11 protein-coding genes are annotated in these 21,805 nt (G+C 73.3%); 8 read left to right on the top strand and 3 right to left on the bottom strand.

What is annotated here, in order from left to right; all coding sequences use genetic code 11:
• Positions 1-148: 148 nt before the first annotated feature.
• Positions 149-1,222 (bottom strand): PucR family transcriptional regulator, encoded by a 1,074-nt coding sequence (locus tag D581_RS0110575; protein WP_018957200.1) that lies wholly within the window; start codon positions 1,220-1,222, stop codon positions 149-151.
• A 444-nt stretch (positions 1,223-1,666) separates the two neighbouring features.
• Between D581_RS0110575 and D581_RS0110580 the strand changes: the two genes are divergently transcribed.
• The 4 genes from D581_RS0110580 to D581_RS0110595 all read left to right on the top strand — a co-directional run bounded on the left by D581_RS0110580 (position 1,667) and on the right by D581_RS0110595 (position 12,694).
• Positions 1,667-2,353 (top strand): hypothetical protein, encoded by a 687-nt coding sequence (locus D581_RS0110580; protein WP_026290399.1) that lies wholly within the window; start codon positions 1,667-1,669, stop codon positions 2,351-2,353.
• Between the two features lie 201 nt (positions 2,354-2,554).
• On the top strand, positions 2,555-4,702 hold the full coding sequence (locus tag D581_RS0110585; RefSeq protein ID WP_018957202.1) for a hypothetical protein: 2,148 nt from the start codon (positions 2,555-2,557) through the stop codon (positions 4,700-4,702).
• Positions 4,703-5,305: 603 nt separating this feature from the next.
• On the top strand, positions 5,306-10,594 hold the full coding sequence (locus D581_RS0110590; protein ID WP_018957203.1) for a DNA repair ATPase: 5,289 nt from the start codon (positions 5,306-5,308) through the stop codon (positions 10,592-10,594).
• A 30-nt stretch (positions 10,595-10,624) separates the two neighbouring features.
• A complete protein-coding gene (locus D581_RS0110595; protein ID WP_018957204.1) occupies positions 10,625-12,694 on the top strand; it encodes an NAD-binding protein in 2,070 nt (689 codons plus the stop codon).
• 172 nt (positions 12,695-12,866) lie between these two features.
• On the opposite strand, the gene trpS is transcribed toward D581_RS0110595, so the two are convergent.
• Entirely contained in the window at positions 12,867-13,952 is a 1,086-nt protein-coding gene (gene trpS / locus D581_RS0110600; protein ID WP_018957205.1) for a tryptophan--tRNA ligase, read from the bottom strand.
• Between the two features lie 371 nt (positions 13,953-14,323).
• On the opposite strand from trpS, the gene D581_RS0110605 reads away from it, so the two are divergent.
• The 4 genes from D581_RS0110605 (at position 14,324) to D581_RS0110620 (ending at position 20,519) form a co-directional block, all read left to right on the top strand.
• Positions 14,324-15,415 carry an LLM class flavin-dependent oxidoreductase gene (locus tag D581_RS0110605; protein WP_018957206.1) on the top strand — a complete coding sequence of 364 codons (1,092 nt, stop codon included), beginning with the start codon at positions 14,324-14,326 and terminating at the stop codon, positions 15,413-15,415.
• A gap of 5 nt (positions 15,416-15,420) precedes the next feature.
• On the top strand, positions 15,421-16,080 hold the full coding sequence (locus tag D581_RS0110610) for an FMN reductase (RefSeq protein WP_018957207.1): 660 nt from the start codon (positions 15,421-15,423) through the stop codon (positions 16,078-16,080).
• A 241-nt stretch (positions 16,081-16,321) separates the two neighbouring features.
• On the top strand, positions 16,322-16,744 hold the full coding sequence (locus tag D581_RS0110615) for a universal stress protein (protein ID WP_018957208.1): 423 nt from the start codon (positions 16,322-16,324) through the stop codon (positions 16,742-16,744).
• Between the two features lie 142 nt (positions 16,745-16,886).
• Entirely contained in the window at positions 16,887-20,519 is a 3,633-nt protein-coding gene (locus D581_RS0110620) for an AAA family ATPase (RefSeq protein WP_032752668.1), read from the top strand.
• A 9-nt stretch (positions 20,520-20,528) separates the two neighbouring features.
• Here D581_RS0110620 and D581_RS0110625 read toward each other — a convergent pair whose 3' ends face one another.
• Positions 20,529-21,803, bottom strand: coding sequence for a MerR family DNA-binding transcriptional regulator (locus D581_RS0110625; protein WP_018957210.1), 1,275 nt, complete (start codon positions 21,801-21,803; stop codon positions 20,529-20,531).
• Between the last annotated feature and the right edge of the window lie 2 nt (positions 21,804-21,805).

The raw sequence follows: 21,805 nt of genomic DNA on the forward strand, positions 1-21,805 counted from the left end.
CAGGACCGCCGGTGCGGTCGCGCGGGCCGGCAGACCACGGTCCACGGTCCACGTCCCCTCCCCACCGGCAGGCCGGGGGTGCGTCGCCCCTGAGCACCCCCGGCCACATCTTCCGTCCCCCGACCCCGCGCCCCTCCGCGGGCGGCCGTCACAGCTCCTTGGCCGGCCAGTCCAGCAGCCGGGCTCCGATGACCGCCGTCTGCAGGCTGTAACGGTGCACCGGGTCCGAAGGATCGGACCCGGTCAACTGGTGGATACGCTCCAGGCGGTACGTCAGCGCCCGTACGCTCAGCGCCAGTCGGCGGGCGGTCTCGGCCGCGACACAACCCGCGTCGAAGTAGACCGCCAGCGTGTTCAGCAGCGGTTCCGCGCCGCCCCGCGCCTTCTGGAGCGGGCCCAGCGCGCTGCGCACCAGGTCGGCCATCGCCTGCCGGTCCCGGGTCAGCACCGGGTAGACCATGAGGTCCGCGGCGTACAGCACGGGGTCGTCCATCCCCATCCGGTCCGCCAGGTCGAGGGCTTGTAGCGCCTCGTCGTACGAGTGGACCACCCCGCCGGGGCCCTTGTGCGGGCGGCCCACCGCGACCTGACCGCCGTCCGTCGCCGCGTGCGCCTGCTTGGCGAAGTAGCGCAGGACGTCGGGCTGACTGCCCGGTGCGATGCAGACGATCCGGCCGTCCTTCGTCGTCAGCAGGATCTTGCGGCCGCCGAACCGCGCCAGCAGCGCCGCCTCCACACTGCGCGGCACCGCGTCCGTCTCCGTGTACGCCTCCGGGCCGGACGCCACCGCCACCGCGTGCGCCCGGGAAAGCCGCAGGCCGAAGCGGGTCGCCCGCTCCGCGAGGCGCACCAGATCGCTGCGCCCGTAGAGCAGGTCGTCGATGAACTCCCGGCGCGCCGCCTCCTCCCGTCGCACGGTGAGCCGCTGGGCACGCTCGAAGCCCTCGGCGAACGCGTCGACCGCCTGCTCCACGGCGGCCAGGACGGCGTCGGTCGCGGCAGGTGAGTTTCCGGCAGCTGCACGCGGCCAGGCCGCTCGGGTCTGCGCCAGATGCATCGTCACCAGAGCGCGGAGCTGATGCCCCGCGTCCGCCGCAGCACGGCCGAGCGCACGACGGGCTTCCAGTTCGTCACGGGTCAAACGGCGGCCGGTGAGGGCGACTTCGCCCAGAATGTGGGCATAATCGCCCAGCATTTCCTCGGGAATCCTCAGCTCGGCCACGCGCTCTCCTTCAGCCTTGCAACAGTCTTGTCATTTCCCCAACGCACACGGGGCGGTGCCGGTGCCCGGCATGAGTGAAGCGTAAAGATTGCCGGGTTCCGGCAGTGCGCTGTGCCGGTCCCGGATGACACGATCAGGTCAGCAACAACACGGGGGAAGCACGGGGGAGCAGGGGAAACGGGGGCGGAAGCCCCTCCCGGATCCCGGATCCGGGGGTTCCGGACCGTCCACGGGGGATTGGGGACGGTCCGGACCCCCCGGATCCGGGATCCGGGGGGAGAAGTCCCGAGAGGGGCGTCCCGGCCGCCGCGGCAGGCTCGGACAACGCCGCGGCGCCGGGCCCCGTCACCCGCCCGCCGAACGGCCGCTCGCCACCCCCGTACCGAATGACACGGACGCGCACCGCCTCAGGGCCCGTGCGCAGAACCGCAGGGGGTGGGACCGATCGACGAGTTCCTGAGCGCGACAGTCGGATTCCCCGCCGTCGTCTTCGGCGCCGCTCTGGTGGTCGTCGTCTGCTTCTGGCTGCTGGTGCTCGCCGGGGCCGCCGGCCACGATTCCTTCGACGCGGACCTCGACACCGGCCCGGCCGGTCTCGGCGGCGTCCCTGTCTCCGTCTCCGTCTCCCTGCTGGTCGTCTTCGCCTGGTTCGGCAGCGTGACCGGCACGGTCCTGCTGCACCGGAGCGACACCGGCAGCACCACCCGCGCCGTGCTCGCCGTCGCCGTACTCGCCGGGTCGCTGTTCCTCGCCTGGGCTGCCGTCCGCCTCCTCGTCCACCGCTTCCGCCGGTACTTCCCGGCGGAACCTCCGCCATCGCGGCTGGACTTCGTCGGGAGCGTCTGCACGGTCCGCACCGGCTCCGTCACCGCGACGTTCGGCCAGGCCGAGGTCGTGTCGCACGACGGATCGACGGCCATCGTGCAGGTCCGCACGGCCGGGCCGTTCCCGTCCGCCTCCCGGCTCTCCGGGCCGGCCGCCGTGGAAGCACCGCTCGTCATGGGCGGCTCCGGACTCCTCTACGCGTACGACGAGGACGGCGAGTTCTTCTGGGTCTCGCCCTACGACGCGGCGCTCGATCCGGGACCGAACACCAGGCCGCACGAGCTGCCGGGCGGGACGGCCGGCTGACCCGGAAACGGGCCACCGGACCTCCCGGCCACCGACCACCTGGCCACCTGGCCACCTGGCCACCGGGACTTCACGCCTCCCTCCGGTCACCACCGTCGTCGTCGCCCACCGGCCGCCCTCCCCCGTGGCGGGCGGGCCGCCTCTGCCTCGCTTACCTCACTTGTGCCTCTTCCGTACCGACAAGCCGCCAAGGACTCTTCTATGGATGCCATCTCCTGGGGCATCGGCGTGCTCATCGCCGTTGTCCTGCTCATCGTCATCGCCATCGCCTTCGTCATCACCCGGCTGTTCCGCAAGGTCGAGCAGGGCAAGGCGCTGATCATCTCCAAGACCAAGAAGGTCGACGTCACCTTCACCGGAGCCGTCGTCCTGCCCGTGCTCCACAAGGCCGAGACGATGGACATCTCGGTGAAGACGATCGAGATCCGCCGCGCCGGGCGCGAGGGTCTGATCTGCCAGGACAACATCCGCGCCGACATCCAGATCACCTTCTTCGTCCGGGTCAACAAGACCGTCGAGGACGTCATCAAGGTCGCGCAGTCCATCGGCACGGCACGGGCCAGCGACAAGGTCGCCATCCAGGAGTTCTTCGCCGCGAAGTTCTCCGAGGCGCTCAAGACCGTCGGCAAGCAGCTCGACTTCGTCGACCTGTACACCAAGCGCGAGGAGTTCCGGGACCGGATCATCCAGGTCATCGGCACCGACCTGAACGGCTACCACCTCGACGACGCCGCGATCGACTTCCTTGAGCAGACCCCGATGGCCCAGCTCGACGGGGCCAACATCCTGGACGCCCAGGGCATCCGGAAGATCACCGAGCTGACCGCGATCGAGCACGTGCGGACCAACGAGTTCCAGCGAACCGAGCAGAAGGAGATCACCCGGCAGGACGTCGACGCCCGCGAGACGATCCTGGAGCTGGAGCGCCGGCAGGCCGAGGCGGAGATCAAGCAGCGCCGCGAGGTCGAGGTCCTGCGGGCCCGCGAGGAGGCGGCCACCGCCCGGGTGCAGGAGGAGGAGCGGCTCGGTTCGCAGACCGCGTTCATCAAGACCGAGGAGCAGCTCGGCATCCAGCGCGAGAACCAGGCGCGGGAGATCGCCGTCGCGCAGAAGAACCGCGAGCGCGTCATCGCCGTCGAGAGCGAGCGCATCGAGAAGGACCGGATGCTGGAGGTCATCGGGCGCGAGCGCGAGACCGAGCTGAACCGGATCGCCGCCACGAAGGAGGTCGAGGCCGAGCGCCGCGAGGTCGCCGACGTCATCCGGGAGCGGATCGCCGTGGACCGCACGGTCGCCGAGCAGGAGGAGTCGATCCTCACCCTGCGCGCCGTCGAGGACGCCGAGCGGTCCCGCAGGTCGGTCATCATCGCGGCCGAGGCGGAGGCCCAGGAGAAGCTGGTCAAGGACATCAAGGCGGCCGAGGCGGCGGAGGCGGCCTCCACCCACCTGGCGGCCGAGCAGCTCACGCTCGCCGAGGCCCGGCTCAAGACCGCGGACCTCGACGCGCAGGCCAAGCTGCGGCTCGCCGAGGGCATCCAGGCCGAGACGGCCGCTCCCGGGCTCGCCGCCGTACAGGTGGCGGACGCGGAGGCGGACGTCACCGAGAAGGCCGGTCTCGCGGAGGCCGGGGCGACGGCGGCCCGGCTCAAGGCCGAGGCGGAGGGCTCGCGGCTCAAGGCGCTCGCCACGGCGGAGGGCACCGCGGCCCAGGCGACCGCCGACGCGGCGGTCATCGGCGAGAAGCTGAAGGCGGAGGCCGCGGGGCTCACGGAGAAGGCGGCCGCGATGGCGGCGCTGGACGAGGCGTCGCGCGGGCACGAGGAGTACCGGCTGCGGCTCGACGCGGAGAAGGAGATCCGGCTGGCCGGTCTCGACGTGCAGCGGCAGGTCGCCGAGGCACAGGCGACGATCCTGGCGACGGGCCTGGAGAACGCCGACATCGACATCGTCGGCGGCGACTCGGTCTTCTTCGACCGGCTCGTCTCGTCGATCTCGCTCGGCAAGGCGGTGGACGGGTTCGTCGACAACTCGCAGACCGCGCAGGCCTTGGCGGGGCCGTGGCTGAACGGCTCGTCGTCCTTCACCGACGACATCAGCCGGGTGCTGGGCTCGTTCTCCACGGGCGATGTGCAGAACCTGACGGTGTCGGCGCTGCTGATGCGGCTGATGGGGCCGGGGGCGTCGGGGGCGGCGTCCGGGCAGGTGCAGCAGTTGCTGGCGGCGGCGAAGGAGCTGGGGCTGGCGGATCTGCCGGTGTCGGCGCTGACGAACGGTACGCCGGTGGCTCCGCCGACTCCGACCGCCGCCTCCCGGAACGGGGCGGGGGCGGGGGCCGGGGCACACGGCTAGCACCCTCCACCCGGCCCGCCACTTGAGGACGAGCCCCCGGCCACACTCACCCGGCCCGCCGCCTGAGGACGAACCCCCGGCCACACTCACCCGGCCCGCCACTTGAGGACGAACCCCCGGCCACTCTCAGCCCGTCCGGCGCTTGAGGACGGAACCCTCGGGCCGGGGGGCCAGGACCGGACGTGGGCGGCCACTCTCAGCCCGTCCGGCGCTTGAGGACGGAACCTTCGGACCGGGGGCCGGCGGTCTACGTGTGGGTCCCGCTGGGCGGGCGGCGGGCACCAGGGGCCGGCCTGCCCGTGAGGACCGGTCCACCAAGCCCAGGGTTCCGTCCTCAAGCGCCGGACAGGCTGGATTTCGGGCCGCCCCCCGCACGCCAGGAGGCGGGCCTACCAGGCCCGGGGTTCCGTCCTCAAACGCCGGACGGGCTGGGTGAAGCCGGACCGACCGGGTGGAGACGAACGGACCAGCTGGCTGGAGCCGGGCCGACCAGGTGGAGCCGGACGGGCCAGGTGGAGCCGGACGGGCCAGGTGGAGCCGGACAGGCTGACTGGGGCCGGACGGGCCGGGCGAAGACGATGCACTACGTAGGGAGCCGTACGCATGGACAGCGACACCACCGCCACCGCCACCGCGCCACAGAACGCCCCGAGCGCCGCAGGCGACGTGGACGCCGGCGCCTACGAGGTGCTGCGGCGGCGGCTCTCGGCGCAGGCCGGCGAGCTGGTGCGGCGGGCCGAGGCGCTCAACGTACGGCGGACCGAGGAGTTCGGCTCGACCGGGCTGCGGCTGCTCGCCACCGAGCAGGTGCGCACCGAACGTGCCTCTGTGCCGCGTGACCTCGTCGCGGTGGGCGGCCGGCTGCTCTTCGGTTTCCAGCGCGGGCCGGGCGCACGCGGCGAGGCCGGGGTCGAGGACGTCCTCCTCGTACGGGACTCGCCACCGGCGGACGACGCCCCGGCAGGGGAGTCCGGTGGCGAGTCCGGTGCCGAGTCCGGTGCCGAATCCGCCGCGGAGCCCACCCCCCTCGACGACGACGGTTTCCGGCGCGAGTTCTCCTCCCTCCACCGCTACTTCCGCGACGCCCGCCTGCTGCGGCTGCGCCGCGTCGACGGCAGGCTCCTCGCCGTCTTCCGGACCGGCGAGAACGCCGAGGACATCCGGGTGCTGCGCTGGGCGCTGGGCCCGGACGGGTCGCCGGGGGCGTTCCTCGACGCCCAGGGCGAGCGCGACCACGTCTTCCCGCCCTCCCACGACTTCGCGTGGACCGTGGCGGGGCGCGAGGCCCACGTCCCGGGACGCCATCCGCACATCGCCGTCGGCAAGGGCGGCGGGCTCTTCGTCGACACGCTCGGCGGCACCCTCACCGTCAAGGTCACCGACGACACGGAATCCCCGGACGGGATCTACGAGGAACCCGTCGACGAGCCGTTGCAGTCGCTGGCCGACGCCGACGTCGAGTACGCGGAGGTCGGGCCGCTGGTGCTGCTGCGCGTCCGCCCGTACAAGGAGGACGCCTGGCGGCACCTCGTCTTCAACTCGCTGCTCGCGACCGTCCAGCGGCTCGACGGCATCGGCCCGTCCTGCCACCGGCTCCCCGAGGACCAGGGGATCATCTTCCCCGGCGGCTACTACCTCACCACCGGCACCGCGAAGACCTTCGACACCGCCGAGGAGCTGACCGAGCCGGTCTTCGAGGGCGCGGTCCGCTCGCCCAACGGGGAGGACGTGCTCTACGTCTTCCGCTCCCGCGACGGGCTCCGCAGCCTCCTGCTCCCCTACAACCTGATCCGTCAGGAGGTCGCCACCCCGCTCACCGGACGGGGGCACGCCCTGCTGGACGACGGGACGCTGATCCTGCTCCGGGACAGCCCGGACGGCCCCGCGCGCGTGCACCCCTTGCAGCGCTGGGAGACCCCGTACGTCTCCGACACCTACGCCGCAGGCCGCCCCGCCGGGACCGGCCCGCTCGCCCGGACCGGCAACGCCGACCTGGTACGCGGGATCTCCGACTGTCTCGCCCTCGCCCACGGCGTACGGGACATGACGCCGACGACCGCCGTCTACGGGCAGCTCGCCGCCGACTGCGCCCGCGCCCAGGACCGCTACCACTGGCTGTCTGACCCCGAACTGGGCGCGCTCGACGAGCCGTTGCGCGAGCTGGGGGCCACCGCGCGGCAGGTGCTGGCCGAGTTCACCGCCGTACAGGAACTGACCCGGCGGGCCGCGGACGCGCTGGAGGAGACCGCAGCCCGCATCACCGCACTGGTGCGCCGGGTGCGCGGAGAAGCTCCCGGGTCGGCGTCCGCCTGGGTCGAGCGGCTGACCGAACTCCGCCAGGCGCACGGCCACTTGTCGACGGTCGGCGACATGCGGTACGCCGACGTCGAGCGCGTCGCGGAGCTGTCGGCCAGGACCGAGGGCGACATCGCCTCGGCCGCCCAGAGGGCCGTGTCGTTCCTGGCGCGCGAGGACGCGTTCGACAGGTATCACGCGGACATCGCGGGGCTCGTGGCCGACGCGGGCGCGCTGGAGACCGTCCGGGACGCGTCCGCCGTGACCGACCGGCTGTCCGCGATGACGGAGGGGCTGGCCACCGTCACGGACGTCGTCGCCGGTCTCGACATCGGCGACGCCACCGTGCGTACGTCGATCCTGGAGCGGATCGCGGAGGTGCTGGGCGGCGCGAACCGGGCCCGCGCCACGCTCGACGCACGCCGCCGGGAGCTGCTGTCGAAGGAGGGGCGGGCCGAGTTCGCCGCCGAGTTCGCGCTGCTCGGGCAGGCCGTCACGGGCGCGCTGGCCGCCGCCGGCACCCCGGAGACGTGCGACGACCAACTGGCCCGGCTGCTGCTCCAGTTGGAGAACCTGGAGTCACGGTTCGCGGAGTTCGACGACTTCCTCGCCGAACTGGCCGAGCGCCGCACCGAGGTGTACGAGGCGTTCTCGGCACGCAAGCAGACGCTCCAGGACGAGCGGGCGCGCCGCGCGGAGCGGCTGGCCGGGTCCGCGGGCCGGGTGCTGGAGACCATCGCCCGGCGGGTCGCCTCGCTGGAGGATCTCGACGCCGTCCACACCTACTTCGCCTCCGATCCGATGGTCGCCAAGATCCGCCGGACCGCCGACGAGCTGCGCGAACTGGGCGATCCCGTACGGGCGGAGGAGCTGGACGGGCGGCTGAAGGCGGCCCGCCAGGAGGCAGGCCGCGCCCTGCGCGACCGTACCGAGCTGTACGCGGACGGCGGGTCCGTGATCAGGCTGGGCCGCCACCGGTTCGCCGTGAACACCCAGCCGTTCGACCTGACGCTCGTGCCGGCAGGGGGCCGGAACGGTCAGGGGGAGGGGCAGGGGCAGGGAGAGGGGCAGGGCCTCGCTTTCGCGCTGACCGGGACGGACTACCGGGCCCCGGTCACCGACCCGGCGTTCGCGGCGGCCCGGCCGTACTGGGAGCAGCTGCTCCCCTCCGAGAACGCCTCCGTCTACCGCGCCGAACACCTCGCCGCCCGCCTCCTCGACGAGCACGGGGCCCGGCATCTCGCCGCCCTCACCGATGCCGAACTGGCGCGGTTGGTGCGGGAGTCGGCCGCCGAGGCGTACGACGAGGGGTACACGCGGGGCGTCCACGACGAGGACGCCACCGCGATCCTGGCCGCACTGCTGCGTCTGCACGCGGACGCGGGGCTGCTGCGCCACGAGCCCGCCGTCCGCGCGGCGGCCCAGCTCTTCTGGGCGTACGGCTCCGATGAAGCGCTACGCACGTCCTGGACCAGGCGTGCGGTCTCCCTGGCGCGTGCCCGCGACACCTTCGGCCTGGCCCCGGCCATCGCGGTGCTCCAGGAGGAGTGGGCGGCGGCGGTCGGCTCCGCGTCCTCGCCCTCGTCCCCGTCCTCATCCCCGCCCCCGTCCGCGTCCTCGTCCTCGTCCCCACCCTCATCCCCGCCCCCGCCCTCGTCCCCGTCCCCGTCCCCGTCCGCGCCGGGTCATGCCGTCGCCGCGTACCTCTTCGAGGAGCTGACCACCGGGCCCGCCGGTTTCGTCGTGGGCTCCTCGGTACGTGCCTTCCTGGAGGCCTTCCACCGGGCGGTCGGCCCCGACGCGTACACCGAGGACCTGGCAGCCCTGGGCGACGACCTGGCCGCCCGCCGGCAGCTCGTGGAGGGCTGGCTCGCCCCGTACGCCGAGACGGCGGGGGCCTGCGGCGGAGCCGGCCTCGACGGCGGCGACCTGGCGGAGGCGGTGGCGGTGGAGCTCTGCCCGGAGCTGGAGCGGTACGCGTGCGACGCCCCGCTCACCGAGCGGCTGGAGGGCCTCCTCGGCGACCACCCGCGCATCGCGGGCGGCGGGTCCCTCACCGTACGGATCGACGAACTCCTCGCCCGTACGGCCGACTTCCGTGCGCACACCGTGCCCGGCTTCCGCGCCTACCAGCGGCTGCGCACCTCCCTGGTGACCGCCGAGCGCGGGCGGCTGCGGCTGGACGACCACCGGCCGCGCGTGATGTCGGCGTTCGTCCGCAACCGGCTGCTCGACGAGGTGTATCTGCCGCTGATCGGCGACAGCCTGGCCAAGCAGCTCGGCACCGCCGACGCCGACCGGCGCACCGACTCGCAGGGGCTGCTGCTGCTCGTCTCGCCGCCCGGCTACGGCAAGACGACGCTGATGGAGTACGTCGCGGACCGGCTCGGCATGGTGCTCGTCAAGATCAGCGGGCCGAACCTGGGCCACGACGTGACCTCCCTTGACCCGGACCGGGCCCCGAGCGCCACCGCCCGGCAGGAGATCGAGAAGATCAACTTCGCGCTGGAGGCGGGCAACAACACCCTGCTCTACCTCGACGACATCCAGCACACCTCGCCCGAACTGCTACAGAAGTTCATCCCGTTGTGTGACGCCACGCGCCGTATCGAGGGCGTGCGGGACGGCGAGCCGCGCAGCTACGACCTGCGCGGCAAGCGGTTCGCGGTGTGCATGGCGGGCAACCCGTACACCGAGTCCGGCGAGCGGTTCCGGATCCCCGACATGCTCGCCAACCGGGCCGACGTCTGGAACCTCGGCGAGGTCCTCAGCGGCCGGGACGACGTCTTCGCGCTGAGCTTCGTGGAGAACGCCCTGACCGCCAACCCGGTCCTCGCCCCGCTGGCCGCCCGGTCCCGGGACGACCTGGCGCTGCTGGTACGGCTGGCGGGCGGCAGCGACCCGGCCGCCCGCGCCGAGCACCTGGAACACCCGTACAGCGCTGCCGAGTTGGGCGCCGTCCTAGCCGTGCTGCGCCATCTGCTCACCGCCCGGGACACCGTGCTCGCGGTGAACGCGGCGTACATCGCCTCGGCCGCGCGGACGGACGCCACGCGCACCGAGCCGCCGTTCCGGCTCCAGGGCTCCTACCGGAACATGAACAAGATCGCCGAGCGGATCGTGCCCGTCATGAACGACGACGAGCTGTCCGCCGTCGTCGACGACCACTACGCCGGCGAGGCCCAGACGCTCACGACGGGGGCCGAGGCGAACCTCCTCAAGCTGGCCGCCCTGCGCTGGACGCTCACCGCCGAACAGGCCGAGCGGTGGGCGGCGATCACCGCGTCCTACGTCCGCACGCAGGCGCTCGGCGGCCCGGACGGCGACCCCATGACGAGGGCGGTGGCCGCGCTCGGGCTGCTCGCGGACCGGATCGCGGCGGTCGAGACGGCGATCCAGCGCGCGGCGGACCCCCGCCACCTGCTGGCGGGCGGACCGCAGGGGGCGGTGGGTGGACCGCAGGAACTGGTGGGCGGACCCCAGGGCCCAGCAGGCGAACACCAGGGCCCGGCGGGCGGCCCCCGGGGTCCGGTGGGCGCGCTCAACGACCGGGCCGTTCCGGACCACCATGCGAAGATCGCCAACACTCCACACTGAACGGGAAGACCGAGCCGGAAGGAGCACGGCATGCTGGGTTTCGTGCCTCCACTTCCTCAGCAGCCGGGACGCCCGCCGTCGGCCGGCCACATGATCGTCTGCGGTGACGACGCCCTGGCGCGCCGGCTCGCCGTGGAGCTGCGCTACGTCTACGGGGAGAGGGTCACCCTGCTCCTGCCCCCGGGCCGGGACGCGAACAGCCCGGAGACGCCGCTGACCCAACGGGGGCGCGCGGCGGCCCTGTTCGGGCGAATGTCGGCGGCGATGAACCGCGCGGGCAACGGCAACGGGGCTGCCGGGAGCAGCAGCGGAGCGGCCGGGGGCGGCAACGCGGCGGCCGGCGGCGGCAGCGGGGCGGCCGGCGGCGGCAGCCTCGACACCAACGCCGGGGTCGAGGCCGTCCGCATCATGGAGGCCCCCGAACCGTCCGACGACGTACTGGAGGAGGCGGGCGTCGACCGGGCCGCCGCCCTTGCGCTCGTCTACGACGACGACGAGCGCAACATCCGCGCCGCCCTGACCGCCCGCCGCCTCAACCCCCGTCTGCGGCTGGTGATCCGGCTCTACAACCGCAAGCTCGGGCTCCACCTGGAGGAGCTGCTCGACCAGGCGGCGGCCGTCGCCATGCCCGGCATCGACCCGGCGCTGCTGGACGCCTCCACCACCGTCCTGTCCGACGCCGACACCGCCGCCCCGGCCCTCGCCGCCACCGCCCTCACCGGCAGCAGCAAGATCATCCAGGCCGAGGGGCTGCTCCTGCGCGCCGCCGAACGCCCGCCGCCGCGCCCCGGCGAGACGGCCGACCCCGGCCTGTGCACCCTCGCACTGCTCTCCTCCACCACCAACGACCCGGCGGGCGCGGAGGGTTCGGACAGCAGCGGCGACGAGGCCCCGCAGCTGCTGCCCGACGAGAGCGCCGTCGCCGCCGCGACCGGCCGGGGCACGGTGGTCCTCGAAGCGGTCAGCCGGGCCGACCCGGCCCGTCGGGCCACCCGGATGGGCGGCAGGGGCGCCCCGCTCTCGCAGGTCTTCTCCCGCAGGCTGCGCTGGTCGGCCCTCGGCGTCGCGGCCTCCGTGGTCGCCCTGGTGATCGCCTCGGTCGTGACCACCGAGGACAGCGTGGTGCACTCCACCCACCTGACCCTGCTCGACCTGCTGGCGATGGGCGACCCGGCCGAGGGCGAGAAGGACGCCCGGCAGATCATCCAGCTCCTCTCCGGCGTCGCCGGCCTCCTCCTGCTCCCCCTGCTGGTCGCCGCCGTACTGGAGGCGTTCGGCACCCTGCGCACCGCCTCCTCGCTGCGCCGCCCACCGCGCGGTCTGTCGGGGCACGTGGTGCTGCTGGGGCTCGGCAAGATCGGCACGCGTGTCCTCGTACAGCTCCGCGAACTCGACGTCCCCGTGGTCGTCGTCGAGGAGGACCCCGACGCGCGAGGCATCCCGCTGGCGCGCTCCTTGCACGTGCCGACCGTCATCGGCGACGTCACCCAGGAAGGCGTCCTGGAGGCGGCCAAGATCCGCCGTGCCCGCGCCCTGCTCGCCCTCACCAGCATCGACACCACGAACCTGGAAGCGGCGCTGTACGCCCGCTCGGTGAAGCCCGACCTCAGGGTCGCGCTGCGGCTGTACGACGACGAGTTCGCCACCGCCGTCTACCGCACCCTGCGCACCGCGCACCCCGGGGCCCTGACCCGCTCCCGCTCCGTCTCCCACCTGGCCGCCCCGGCCTTCGCCGGCGCCATGATGGGCCGCCAGATCCTCGGCGCGATCCCGGTCGAGCGCAAGGTCATGCTGTTCGCGGCCCTGGAGGTGGCGGCGCACCCGCAACTGGCGGGCCACACGGTCGAGCAGGCCTTCCGCGCGGGCGCCTGGCGGGTCCTGGCCATCGACGCCACCCCGCCGGCCGACCGGACCCCGGACCTCGCCGCCATACCGCCGTACGACCCGGACGGCGACGCGGAGCCGCCGCCGTCCGGACTGGTCTGGGACCTGCACCCCGGCTACGTCCTGCGCGCCACCGACCGGGTGGTGATCGCCGCCACCCGCCGGGGACTCGCGGAGCTGCTGCGGCGGCAGCGGACGGTGGCGCCGAGACGGTAGGGGGGCGGGGCGGCAAGGGCCCGGGGCGGCAGGGGGGCACCGGACCGGCAGGGGCCCGAGCCAGCAGGGGCCCGAGCCAGCAGAGCCCGACGGCACCCGGCTAAGGGAACCTGGCACCGGTCACCGGCACCCCGGCACCGGCACCCGCACCCGCACCCGCTACCGGAACCCGCTACCGGAACGCGCCCATCGCCTCCCGTACCTCGTCCAGCGTGGCCTCCGCCAGTGCGTTCGCCCGCTCGTTGCCCGCGCGGAGCACCGACCGTACGTACGTCAGGTCCTTCGCGTACTCCGCCCGCCGGGCCCGGAAGGGGGCCAGGTGGCTGTTGACCGCGTCGGTCACCGTCCGCTTGAGAGCGGCGGCTCCGCCGTCGCCGATTCCCGCCGCGACCTCGTGCGGGTCCCGCTCCAGGCAGAGGGCGGCCAGCAGCACCAGGGACGAGACGTTGGGGCGGGCGTCGGGGTCGTAGGTGATGTGCCGGTCGGCGTCCGTGGTCGCGCCCTTGATGAGGCGGGCCGTCTCGTCGGCGGTGGCGCCGAGCGGCACGGAGTTGGCCCGGCTCTTGCTCATCTTCGTGCCGTCCGTGCCGAGCAGCAGGGGCGCGGCGGAGAACATGATGTCTGGCTCCTGGAAGACGGCGCCGTACCGCTCGTTGAAGCGGCGGGCGATCGTCCGGGTGACTTCCAGGTGGGGCGCCTGGTCCCGGCCGACCGGAACCAGGTTTCCCTTGCAGGACAGGATGTCGGCGGCCTGGTGGACCGGGTAGGTGAGCATCAGCCCGCTGACCGCGGACTGCCGTGAGTGCGCGATCTCGTCCTTGACCGTGGGGTTGCGGTTCAGCTCCGCGACGGAGACGAGGCTGAGGAAGGGCAGCATGAGCTGGTTGAGCGCGGGGACGGCGCTGTGGCAGAAGACGGTGGCCCGGGCGGGGTCGATACCGAGGGCCAGGTAGTCCAGGAGCAGCCCGTCGGTGTACTCCCCCAGCCGCTCGGCCGTGTCCCGGTCGGTGATCACCTGGTAGTCGGGGATGAGGACCATGACGTCCACGCCGAGGTTCTGGAGGCGGACCCGGTTGAGCAGGGAGCCGAAGTAGTGGCCGAGGTGGAGAGGGCCGGTGGGGCGGTCCCCGGTGAGGACCCGGAAGCTGCCGGGGTCCTGGGCGATGCGGCGCTCCAGCTCGGCGCTGTGGAACTCGGTGCTGTGGACGTCGGCGCTGTGGGGCTCGGTGCTGTGGGGCTCGGCGGTGGTCGTGGTCATGGTGGGTGTCTCTCCTCGCGCGAGTGATACGTGAGGGACGGCCCCGCCGACGAGCGCCGCTGCGCTCCGTCTCCGTGTCCGCGCCGTGCGAGGGCAGCGAAAAGGGCCGTCCATGTCGAACGGCCCTGGTTCCGTGCAGATGCGGTGGCCGCTCCTAGGAGGAGCGCCACCAGTTTCGGCACAGGACGGAGGTCACGGGCCGAGTGTAGCGGCCACAGGGCGCCGGGCCGCAGGGAAACAGGCAGGAATAGGCAGGAGGGGGGTCCCGTTGTAGGGTGTAGTTCAACATTCAACCAAATCGGCCAGGACTTCGAACAGCGCTTCGGAACGGAGCTTCGGAACCACGGCCGGCACTCAGGAAGGCGGACGCCATGCAGTTCGGGATCTTCACCGTCGGGGACGTCACGACCGACCCGACCACCGGCCGGACCCCCACCGAGAACGAGCGGATCAAGGCGACCCTGGCCATCGCGCAGAAGGCCGAGGAGGTCGGCCTGGACGTCTTCGCGACCGGCGAGCACCACAACCCGCCGTTCGTCCCGTCCTCGCCCACGACCACCCTCGGCTACATCGCCGCCCGCACCGAGAACCTGATCCTGTCCACGTCCACCACGCTGATCACCACCAACGACCCGGTGAAGATCGCCGAGGACTACGCCACCCTCCAGCACCTCGCGGACGGCCGCGTCGACCTGATGATGGGCCGGGGCAACACCGGGCCGGTCTACCCCTGGTTCGGCAAGGACATCCGCCAGGGCATCCCGATGGCGATCGAGAACTACGCCCTGCTGCACAAGCTGTGGCGCGAGGACGTCGTGGACTGGGAGGGCAAGTTCCGTACCCCGCTCCAGTCCTTCACCGCCACCCCGCGCCCGCTGGACGGCGTCCCGCCGTTCGTCTGGCACGGCTCCATCCGCTCCCCCGAGATCGCCGAGCAGGCCGCGTACTACGGCGACGGCTTCTTCCACAACAACATCTTCTGGCCCATGGAGCACACGAGGAAGATGGTCGACCTCTACCGGCGCCGCTACGCCCACTACGGGCACGGCACCGCCGACCAGGCGATCGTCGGACTCGGCGGCCAGGTGTTCATGCGCAAGAACTCGCAGGACGCGGTACGGGAGTTCCGACCGTACTTCGACAACGCGCCGGTCTACGGCCACGGCCCGTCCCTGGAGGACTTCACTCGCGAGACCCCGCTGACCGTGGGCTCCCCGCAGGAGGTCATCGAGCGGACGCTGGGGTTCCGGGACGCGGTCGGCGACTACCAGCGCCAGCTGTTCCTGATGGACCACGCGGGGCTCCCGCTGAAGACGGTCCTGGAGCAGCTCGACATCCTCGGCGAGGAGGTCGTACCGGTGCTGCGCAAGGAGTTCGCCAACCTGCGGCCGGCCGGAGTGCCGAAGTCCGCGCCCCTCCACCCGGCGGTCGCCGCCGCCCGAGCCTCTGGAAAGGAGGCCTGACCCCGATGTTCGCCACCACCCCCCTGCGCATCGTCGCCGTCTCGGCCGGGCTCAGCCAGCCGTCCTCCACCCGGCTGCTGGCCGACCGGCTGGCCGCCGCCGCCCGCGAGCGCCTCGCGGCCGAGCAGGACCGGAACGTCGAGGTCCAGGTCATCGAGGTCCGCGACCTCGCCGTGGACATCGCCCACCACCTGCTCAGCGGCTTCCCCTCGGCCACGCTGCGGGAAGCGATCGACGCGGTGACGGAGGCCGACGGGCTGATCGCCGTGACGCCGGTGTTCACCGCCTCGTACAGCGGTCTGTTCAAGTCGTTCTTCGACCTGATCGACAACACCGCGCTGACCGGCAAGCCCGTGGTGATCGCCGCGACGGGCGGGACGGCCCGGCACTCGCTGGTCCTGGAGCACGCGCTGCGCCCGCTCTTCGCCTACCTGCGGGCCGTCACCGTGCCCACCTCCGTCTACGCGGCCTCGGAGGACTGGGGCTCCTCGGGCGACGAGTACACCGAGGGCCTGCCGTCCCGGATCCGGCGCGCCGGCGGCGAGCTGGCCTCCGCGGTCCTGGGCCGTACGGTCTCCGGCGCCTCCCGGCCCCCGGGCCTGGACGACGGGGAGGACGCGGTCGTCCCGTTCGAGCAGCAGCTCGCGGACCTGCGGCTGGACTGATGCCGTGCGGCTGGACCGATGCCGTGGGGGCGGACCGATGCCGTGCGGCTGGACCGATGCCGTGGGGGCGGACCGATGCCGTGGGGCTGGACCGATGCCGTGGGGGCGGTTCACCCCGAACCGCCCACACTTGTCCGATGTGACTACAGTGAGATCGAACGCTGTACAAGCGGGACAGAACAGACCGCGCTGTACGGATCTACCGGGCTGTACCGCGAGCTGTACCGAGCTGGAGGCAGATATGGGCAGGATCGTTGTGGGCGTCGACGGCTCCGACTCCTCGATCAAGGCGCTGCACTGGGCGGTGCGTCAGGCCGAGCTGACCGGCGCCTCGGTGGAGGCCGTGAACAGCTGGGAGTACCCCGCCACCAGCTGGGCGTCGATGATGCCGGGCATGCCGGAGGACTTCGACCCGCAGGCCCTGGCCACCGTCTCCCTCACCGAGGCGCTGGAGGAGGCCCTCGGCGCCGAGGGGGCCGCCGCAGTCACCAAGGTCGTGGTCATCGGCAATCCGGCCCAGGCCCTGCTCGACCGCGCCCAGGGCGCCGAGCTGCTCGTCGTGGGAGCCCGCGGCCACACCGGCCTGAAGGCCACCCTGCTCGGCTCGGTCAGCCTCCACGTCACCCAGCACGCCCCGTGCCCGGTGACGGTCGTACGCGACTGAGCCGTCTCCCCGGCCGTACGCGACCGCGCCGCACCTCCGGCCGTACGCGACCGCGCCGTCTCCCCGGTCCCACGCGACCCCTCCGTTTCCCCGGTCAGGAAACGGAGGGGCCGTTGTCAGTGGCTACTCCTATCGTGTGGTCATGACCCCTGCTCTCTTCGGGCGCGACCACCCCGCAGGCGTTCTCCGCTCGGAGATCGCCCGGGCCACGGACAGCCACGGCGGTCTCGTGCTGGTCACCGGCGAGGCCGGAATCGGCAAGAGCACGCTCGTCACCGACGCCGCCCACGAGGCACGGCGGCGCGGGGCGCTGGTGGTCGGAGGCTCCTGCTGGGACTCGGACAATACCCCCGGCTACTGGCCCTGGGTCCAGATCCTGCGCGGCCTGCACCGGTCCGCCACCGCGGCCGAGTGGGCAGCGGCCCAGGAGGCGTCGGGCGGCCGGCTCGCCGTGCTCCTGGGCGCCCCGGTCAGGGGAGCCATGGGCGGTACGGACGGCCCGGGGCCCGCCACGTTGCCGGCCCCCGGCACCGCCGGTGGTCCGGGCCCCGACGGGGCGCACGGCGGCGGGCCCGGCACGGAAACGGGCACGAGCCCACCGGGCGACGGTTCACCGGAGGGGGCCGAGGCCTTCGGGCTCTTCGACGCGGTGACCACGGCCCTCGTCACGGTCTCCCAGAGCCGGCCGCTGGTGGTCGTCCTCGACGATCTGCACAGCGCCGACCCGGCCTCCCTGCGCCTGCTCGAATTCGCCGCCCAGCACGCCTGGTTCGAGCGGCTGCTGCTGATCGGCACCTACCGGGACGTCGAGGTGGAGGCCCCCGGGCACCCGCTCCAGCAGCTGATCCTGCCGTTGGTCTCGCGCGCCGCCGCGACCCTCACCCTGACCGGCCTCGGCCGGGACGAAGTGGGGGCGCTGATGACGGTGACGACGGGCCGCGAGCCCACACCGCGGCTGGTCGACGAGGTCCACCGGCGCACCGGCGGCAACCCCTTCTTCGTCGAGCAGACCGCCCGGCTCTGGCACAGCGGGAGCCCGGTCTCCACCATTCCGCCCGGCGTGCGGGAAGCGGTCCGCCGACGGCTCGCCCTGCTGCCCGAGCCCGTCGTCTCCCTGCTGACCAGCGCCGCCCTGCTCGGCCGGGAGTTCGGCCGTCAGGTCCTGGCCGTCGTGCACGGCGCGCCGGTCCCCCACGTGGACCGGCTGCTGGAGCCCGCCGTCGTCGCCCGTGTCGTCGTCCCCCGCTCCTCCGGGCAGTACGCCTTCACCCACGACCTGCTGCGCGAGACGCTGTACGCCTCGCTGGACGACGCCGAGGCCCGTGAGCGCCATGCCGCCGCCGTACGGTCCCTGGACGCGCACGGCGGCCTCGGCGAAGCGGTACGGCCCGGCGACCTCGCCCGGCACGCCCACCTGGCCGGCGAGGCCCTGGACCGCGACCGCCGGATCGACCTGCTGCTGGCGGCCGCCCGGGACGCCTCGGGACGCCTGGCCGACGAGGAGGCCGTCGGCCACTACCGTCGCGCCCTCGCGGTGGCCGGGGCGGGCCCGGCGGGTGCGGAGGGCCCGGCGGGTGCGGAGGGCCGGGCTCCGGACCTCCGGCGTGCCGCGCTGATCGGTCTCGACCTCGCCGGACAGCTCCGGCACGCCGGGGAGACGGCCGAGGCGGAGCGGCTGCTGGACCGGTCGGTCGCCCAGGCCCGCGAGCTGGACGAACCGGAGCTGCTGGCCCGGGTCGCGATCACCATCCACCGGGACGGGTCCTTCGGCGGTCGCGGCGGGGCCACGATGGGCCTCCTCGCCGAGGCGCACCGCAGGATCACCGGCAAGGAGGGCCAAGAAGGGCTCTCCGACGACCGGCTCGCCCAGGAACTGGCCATCCACATCATGGCGCTGGCCCGGAGCGGCTCGGACGACGAGGCGCTCGCCTTCTCGCTCTGGGCGCGTCACGACTCCGTGTGGGGTCTCGGCTCGGCGGTGGAGCGGCTCGCGCTGACCGACGAGATGACCGTCGTCGGCCGGCGTACCCAGCACCAGGACATGGAACTGAACGCGACGTCCATGCGCTGGGTGACCCTGCTGGAGCTGGGCGACCCGGCCTTCCTCGACCAGTTCCGGGCGTTCGTCCGGCTCGCCGAGCTGACCGGGCTGCCCCGGTTCGCCCTGGGGGTCGCCGTCGACGCCAGCCTGATCGCCTCCCTCCAGGGCCGGTTCGCCGAGGCGTCCACCGCACTGGAGGACGACGCACTCAGCCAGGAGAACGGCGACCACGACTCCTTCGGCTTCATGGGGTACCACCTGCGCTGGGCGATGCACCTGCTCCAGGGCCACTTCGCCGAGGCCGAGGAGACCCTCGGCGAGCTTCCGGGCTCCGGGTATCCCTATCCCGGGCTGCTGGAAGCGGTCACCGCGGCGGAGCAGGGCGACGCCGCTCCCGCGCTGCGCCTGATCGCCGAGCACGCGGACCGCGCCGCACCCTATCCGCGGACGTTCACGCCGCTGTGGCTCCGGCTGCTGGCCCAGACAGCCGCGATCACGCGCGACCCGCGGCTCATCACCCGCGCGGAGGACGAGCTGACGCCCTACACGGGCCAGTGGGTCGTCTCGCTGTACGGGTGCGACATCGCCGGCCCCGTCGACCTCTGGCTCGGAATGCTCGCCGCCGCGCGCGACGACCACGACGCGGCGGTGGCGGCGCTCACCGAGGCCGCCGCCTCCTCGGACCGCCTCGGCGCCCGCCCCTGGGCCGTACGCGCCCGGCTGTGCCTGGCCCGCTCCCTGCTCGCCCGCGCCGACGCGGACGGGGCCGGGGCCGGGGCAGCCGGTGACAGGGCAACCGGTGACGGAACAGCCGGTGACGGGACAGCCGGTGACGCCGGGCAGGCTCGTCGGCTCCTCGGTGAAGTGGAGCGGGAGGCGGGCGAGTTGGCCCTGTCCCACATCGAGACCGAGGCCGCGGCCCTCCGCACGGCCCCGCCCACCACGGCACCCCTTGCTGCCACCGCTACCGCGATCGACGAAGCCTCCACCGGCCCCCGCCCAGCCACCATCACCACCACCACCGCTTCCGGTCCCGCTGTCCCGCAGGACCAGGCCCAGGCCCAGAACCAGGACCAGGACCAGGACCAGGACCAGGACCAAGGCCAAGGCCAAGGCCAGGATCAAGGCCCGGACGCGGCCCCGGGCCGGGGCACGGCCGGCTCGTCGGCGGGGGCCCGGGCCGTGCCGTCCGCCGAGTTCCGGCGGAACGGGCCGGTGTGGCAGCTGCGTTGGGCCGGGATGACCGTGCACGTCCCGGACGCCAAGGGCCTGCGGGACCTGCACAGCCTGCTGGGGCTGCCCGGCGCCGACGTCCCTGCCGTCCGGCTCCTCGCACCCGAGGGCGGGGACCTCGTGATCGCCGCCGGGCAGCTCGGCGGCGATCCGGTGCTCGACGAGGAGGCCAAGCGCCGCTACAAGGAACACCTGGCCCGGCTGGACGCCGAGATAGACCGAGCCGCCGCCCGGGACGACGCCCGGGGGGTCGAGAAATACGACCGGGAGCGGCAGGCCCTCCTCGACGAGCTCCGCACCGCGGCCGGGCTCGGCGGCCGGTCCCGCCGGCTGGGCGACCAGACCGAGCGGGCCCGCAAGACGGTCACCGCCCGGATCCGCGACACCCTGCGGAAGCTGGACACCCTGCACCCCGCGCTGGCAGCCCATCTGAAGGCCTCCGTGACGACCGGGACCACCTGCGCCTACCGTCCCGAACACACCCCCGACTGGCGACTCTGACCCGAGCCGCTACGCCTCTTCGCGGCTACTCCTCCGCTCCTCGACGACGTCGGCGACGACGCACGCCACGTTGTCGGGTCCGCCCGCCTCGCGGGCCAGGCCGACCAACCGGCGTACGGCCTCCTCCGGGTCCTCCGCCGCGATGACCGCGGCCCTCAGCTCCGCCACGTCCACCACTGCTGACAGCCCGTCCGAACAGAGCAGATAGCGGTCCCCGGCCATCACCTCCCGCAAGCTGACGTCGGGGCGGCTCGCCACGGCCACGGGGGCGGACCGCGCCTCCCCGACCAGCGCCTTCAACAGCAGGGCGGGCCCCGGGTGGGAAGCGGCCTCCTCCCTGCTCAGCGAACCGTCGTCGATCATCGACTGGACAAGGCTGTGGTCATGCGTGATCCGGAACAGCTCCCCGCCCCGCAGCAGATAGGCCCGCGAGTCCCCGATGTGCACGAGGCCGAGCCGCGATCCGGTCCACAGCATCGCGGTGAGGGTGGTCCCCGAACCGTCCGGGGCCGCACAGGACGCGACCGCGTCCCGGACCGCCCGCGAAGCGGAATCCGCCGTGTCCTCCAGCGCGTTCAGCAGATCCGCCGCGGACAGCGCACCCTCCCGGACGCCCCACGCGGAGGGCTTGAGCGCCTCGATCGCCGCCGTACTCGCCTCGGCCCCGCCCTCCCCGAAACCGTCGGCGACCGCCAGCAGCCGTGGCCCCGCGAACGCCGCGTCCTGGTTCGCCGTACGCACCGCCCCGATATCGGTCAGCGCCGCACACCGGATCACGAGCGGTGCCGCCCCCACACCGCTACCTGTGTCTCCCGTGTTGCCCGTACTCCCCCTACTCCCTGTACTCCACGTACTCCACGTGTTGCCCGTGTTGCCCGTGTTGCCCGTGTTATCCGGTATCCGCGACATGACCCTGCCCTCCGCTGACAGATGGTCGACGAGGTACATCGCCAGATCGCGCCGGGCCGCCGTCTCGGCCTCCACCCGCGCCCAGTAGGCCCGGATCTCCACGGCCGCGGCGCCCGCGTCGAGCGCCACGACCCGGCCGATCCGGCTCAGGGGCATGCCGATCCTGCGCAGCCACGCCACGAGCCGGGCCCCCTCCGCCTGCACCGGGTCGTAGTACCGGTAACCGTTCACCGGGTCGACCAGGGCGGGCCGGAGCAGCCCCAGCTCGTCGTAGCGCCGGAGCGCCTTGGCGGAGAGCCGGGACAACCGGGCGAACTCCCCGATCGTCACCAGCTCTCCGCTCGCGGCACCCACCGCGCGGCCTTCGCGTTCCACCC

This window comes from Streptomyces sp. CNB091 (genome assembly GCF_000377965.1).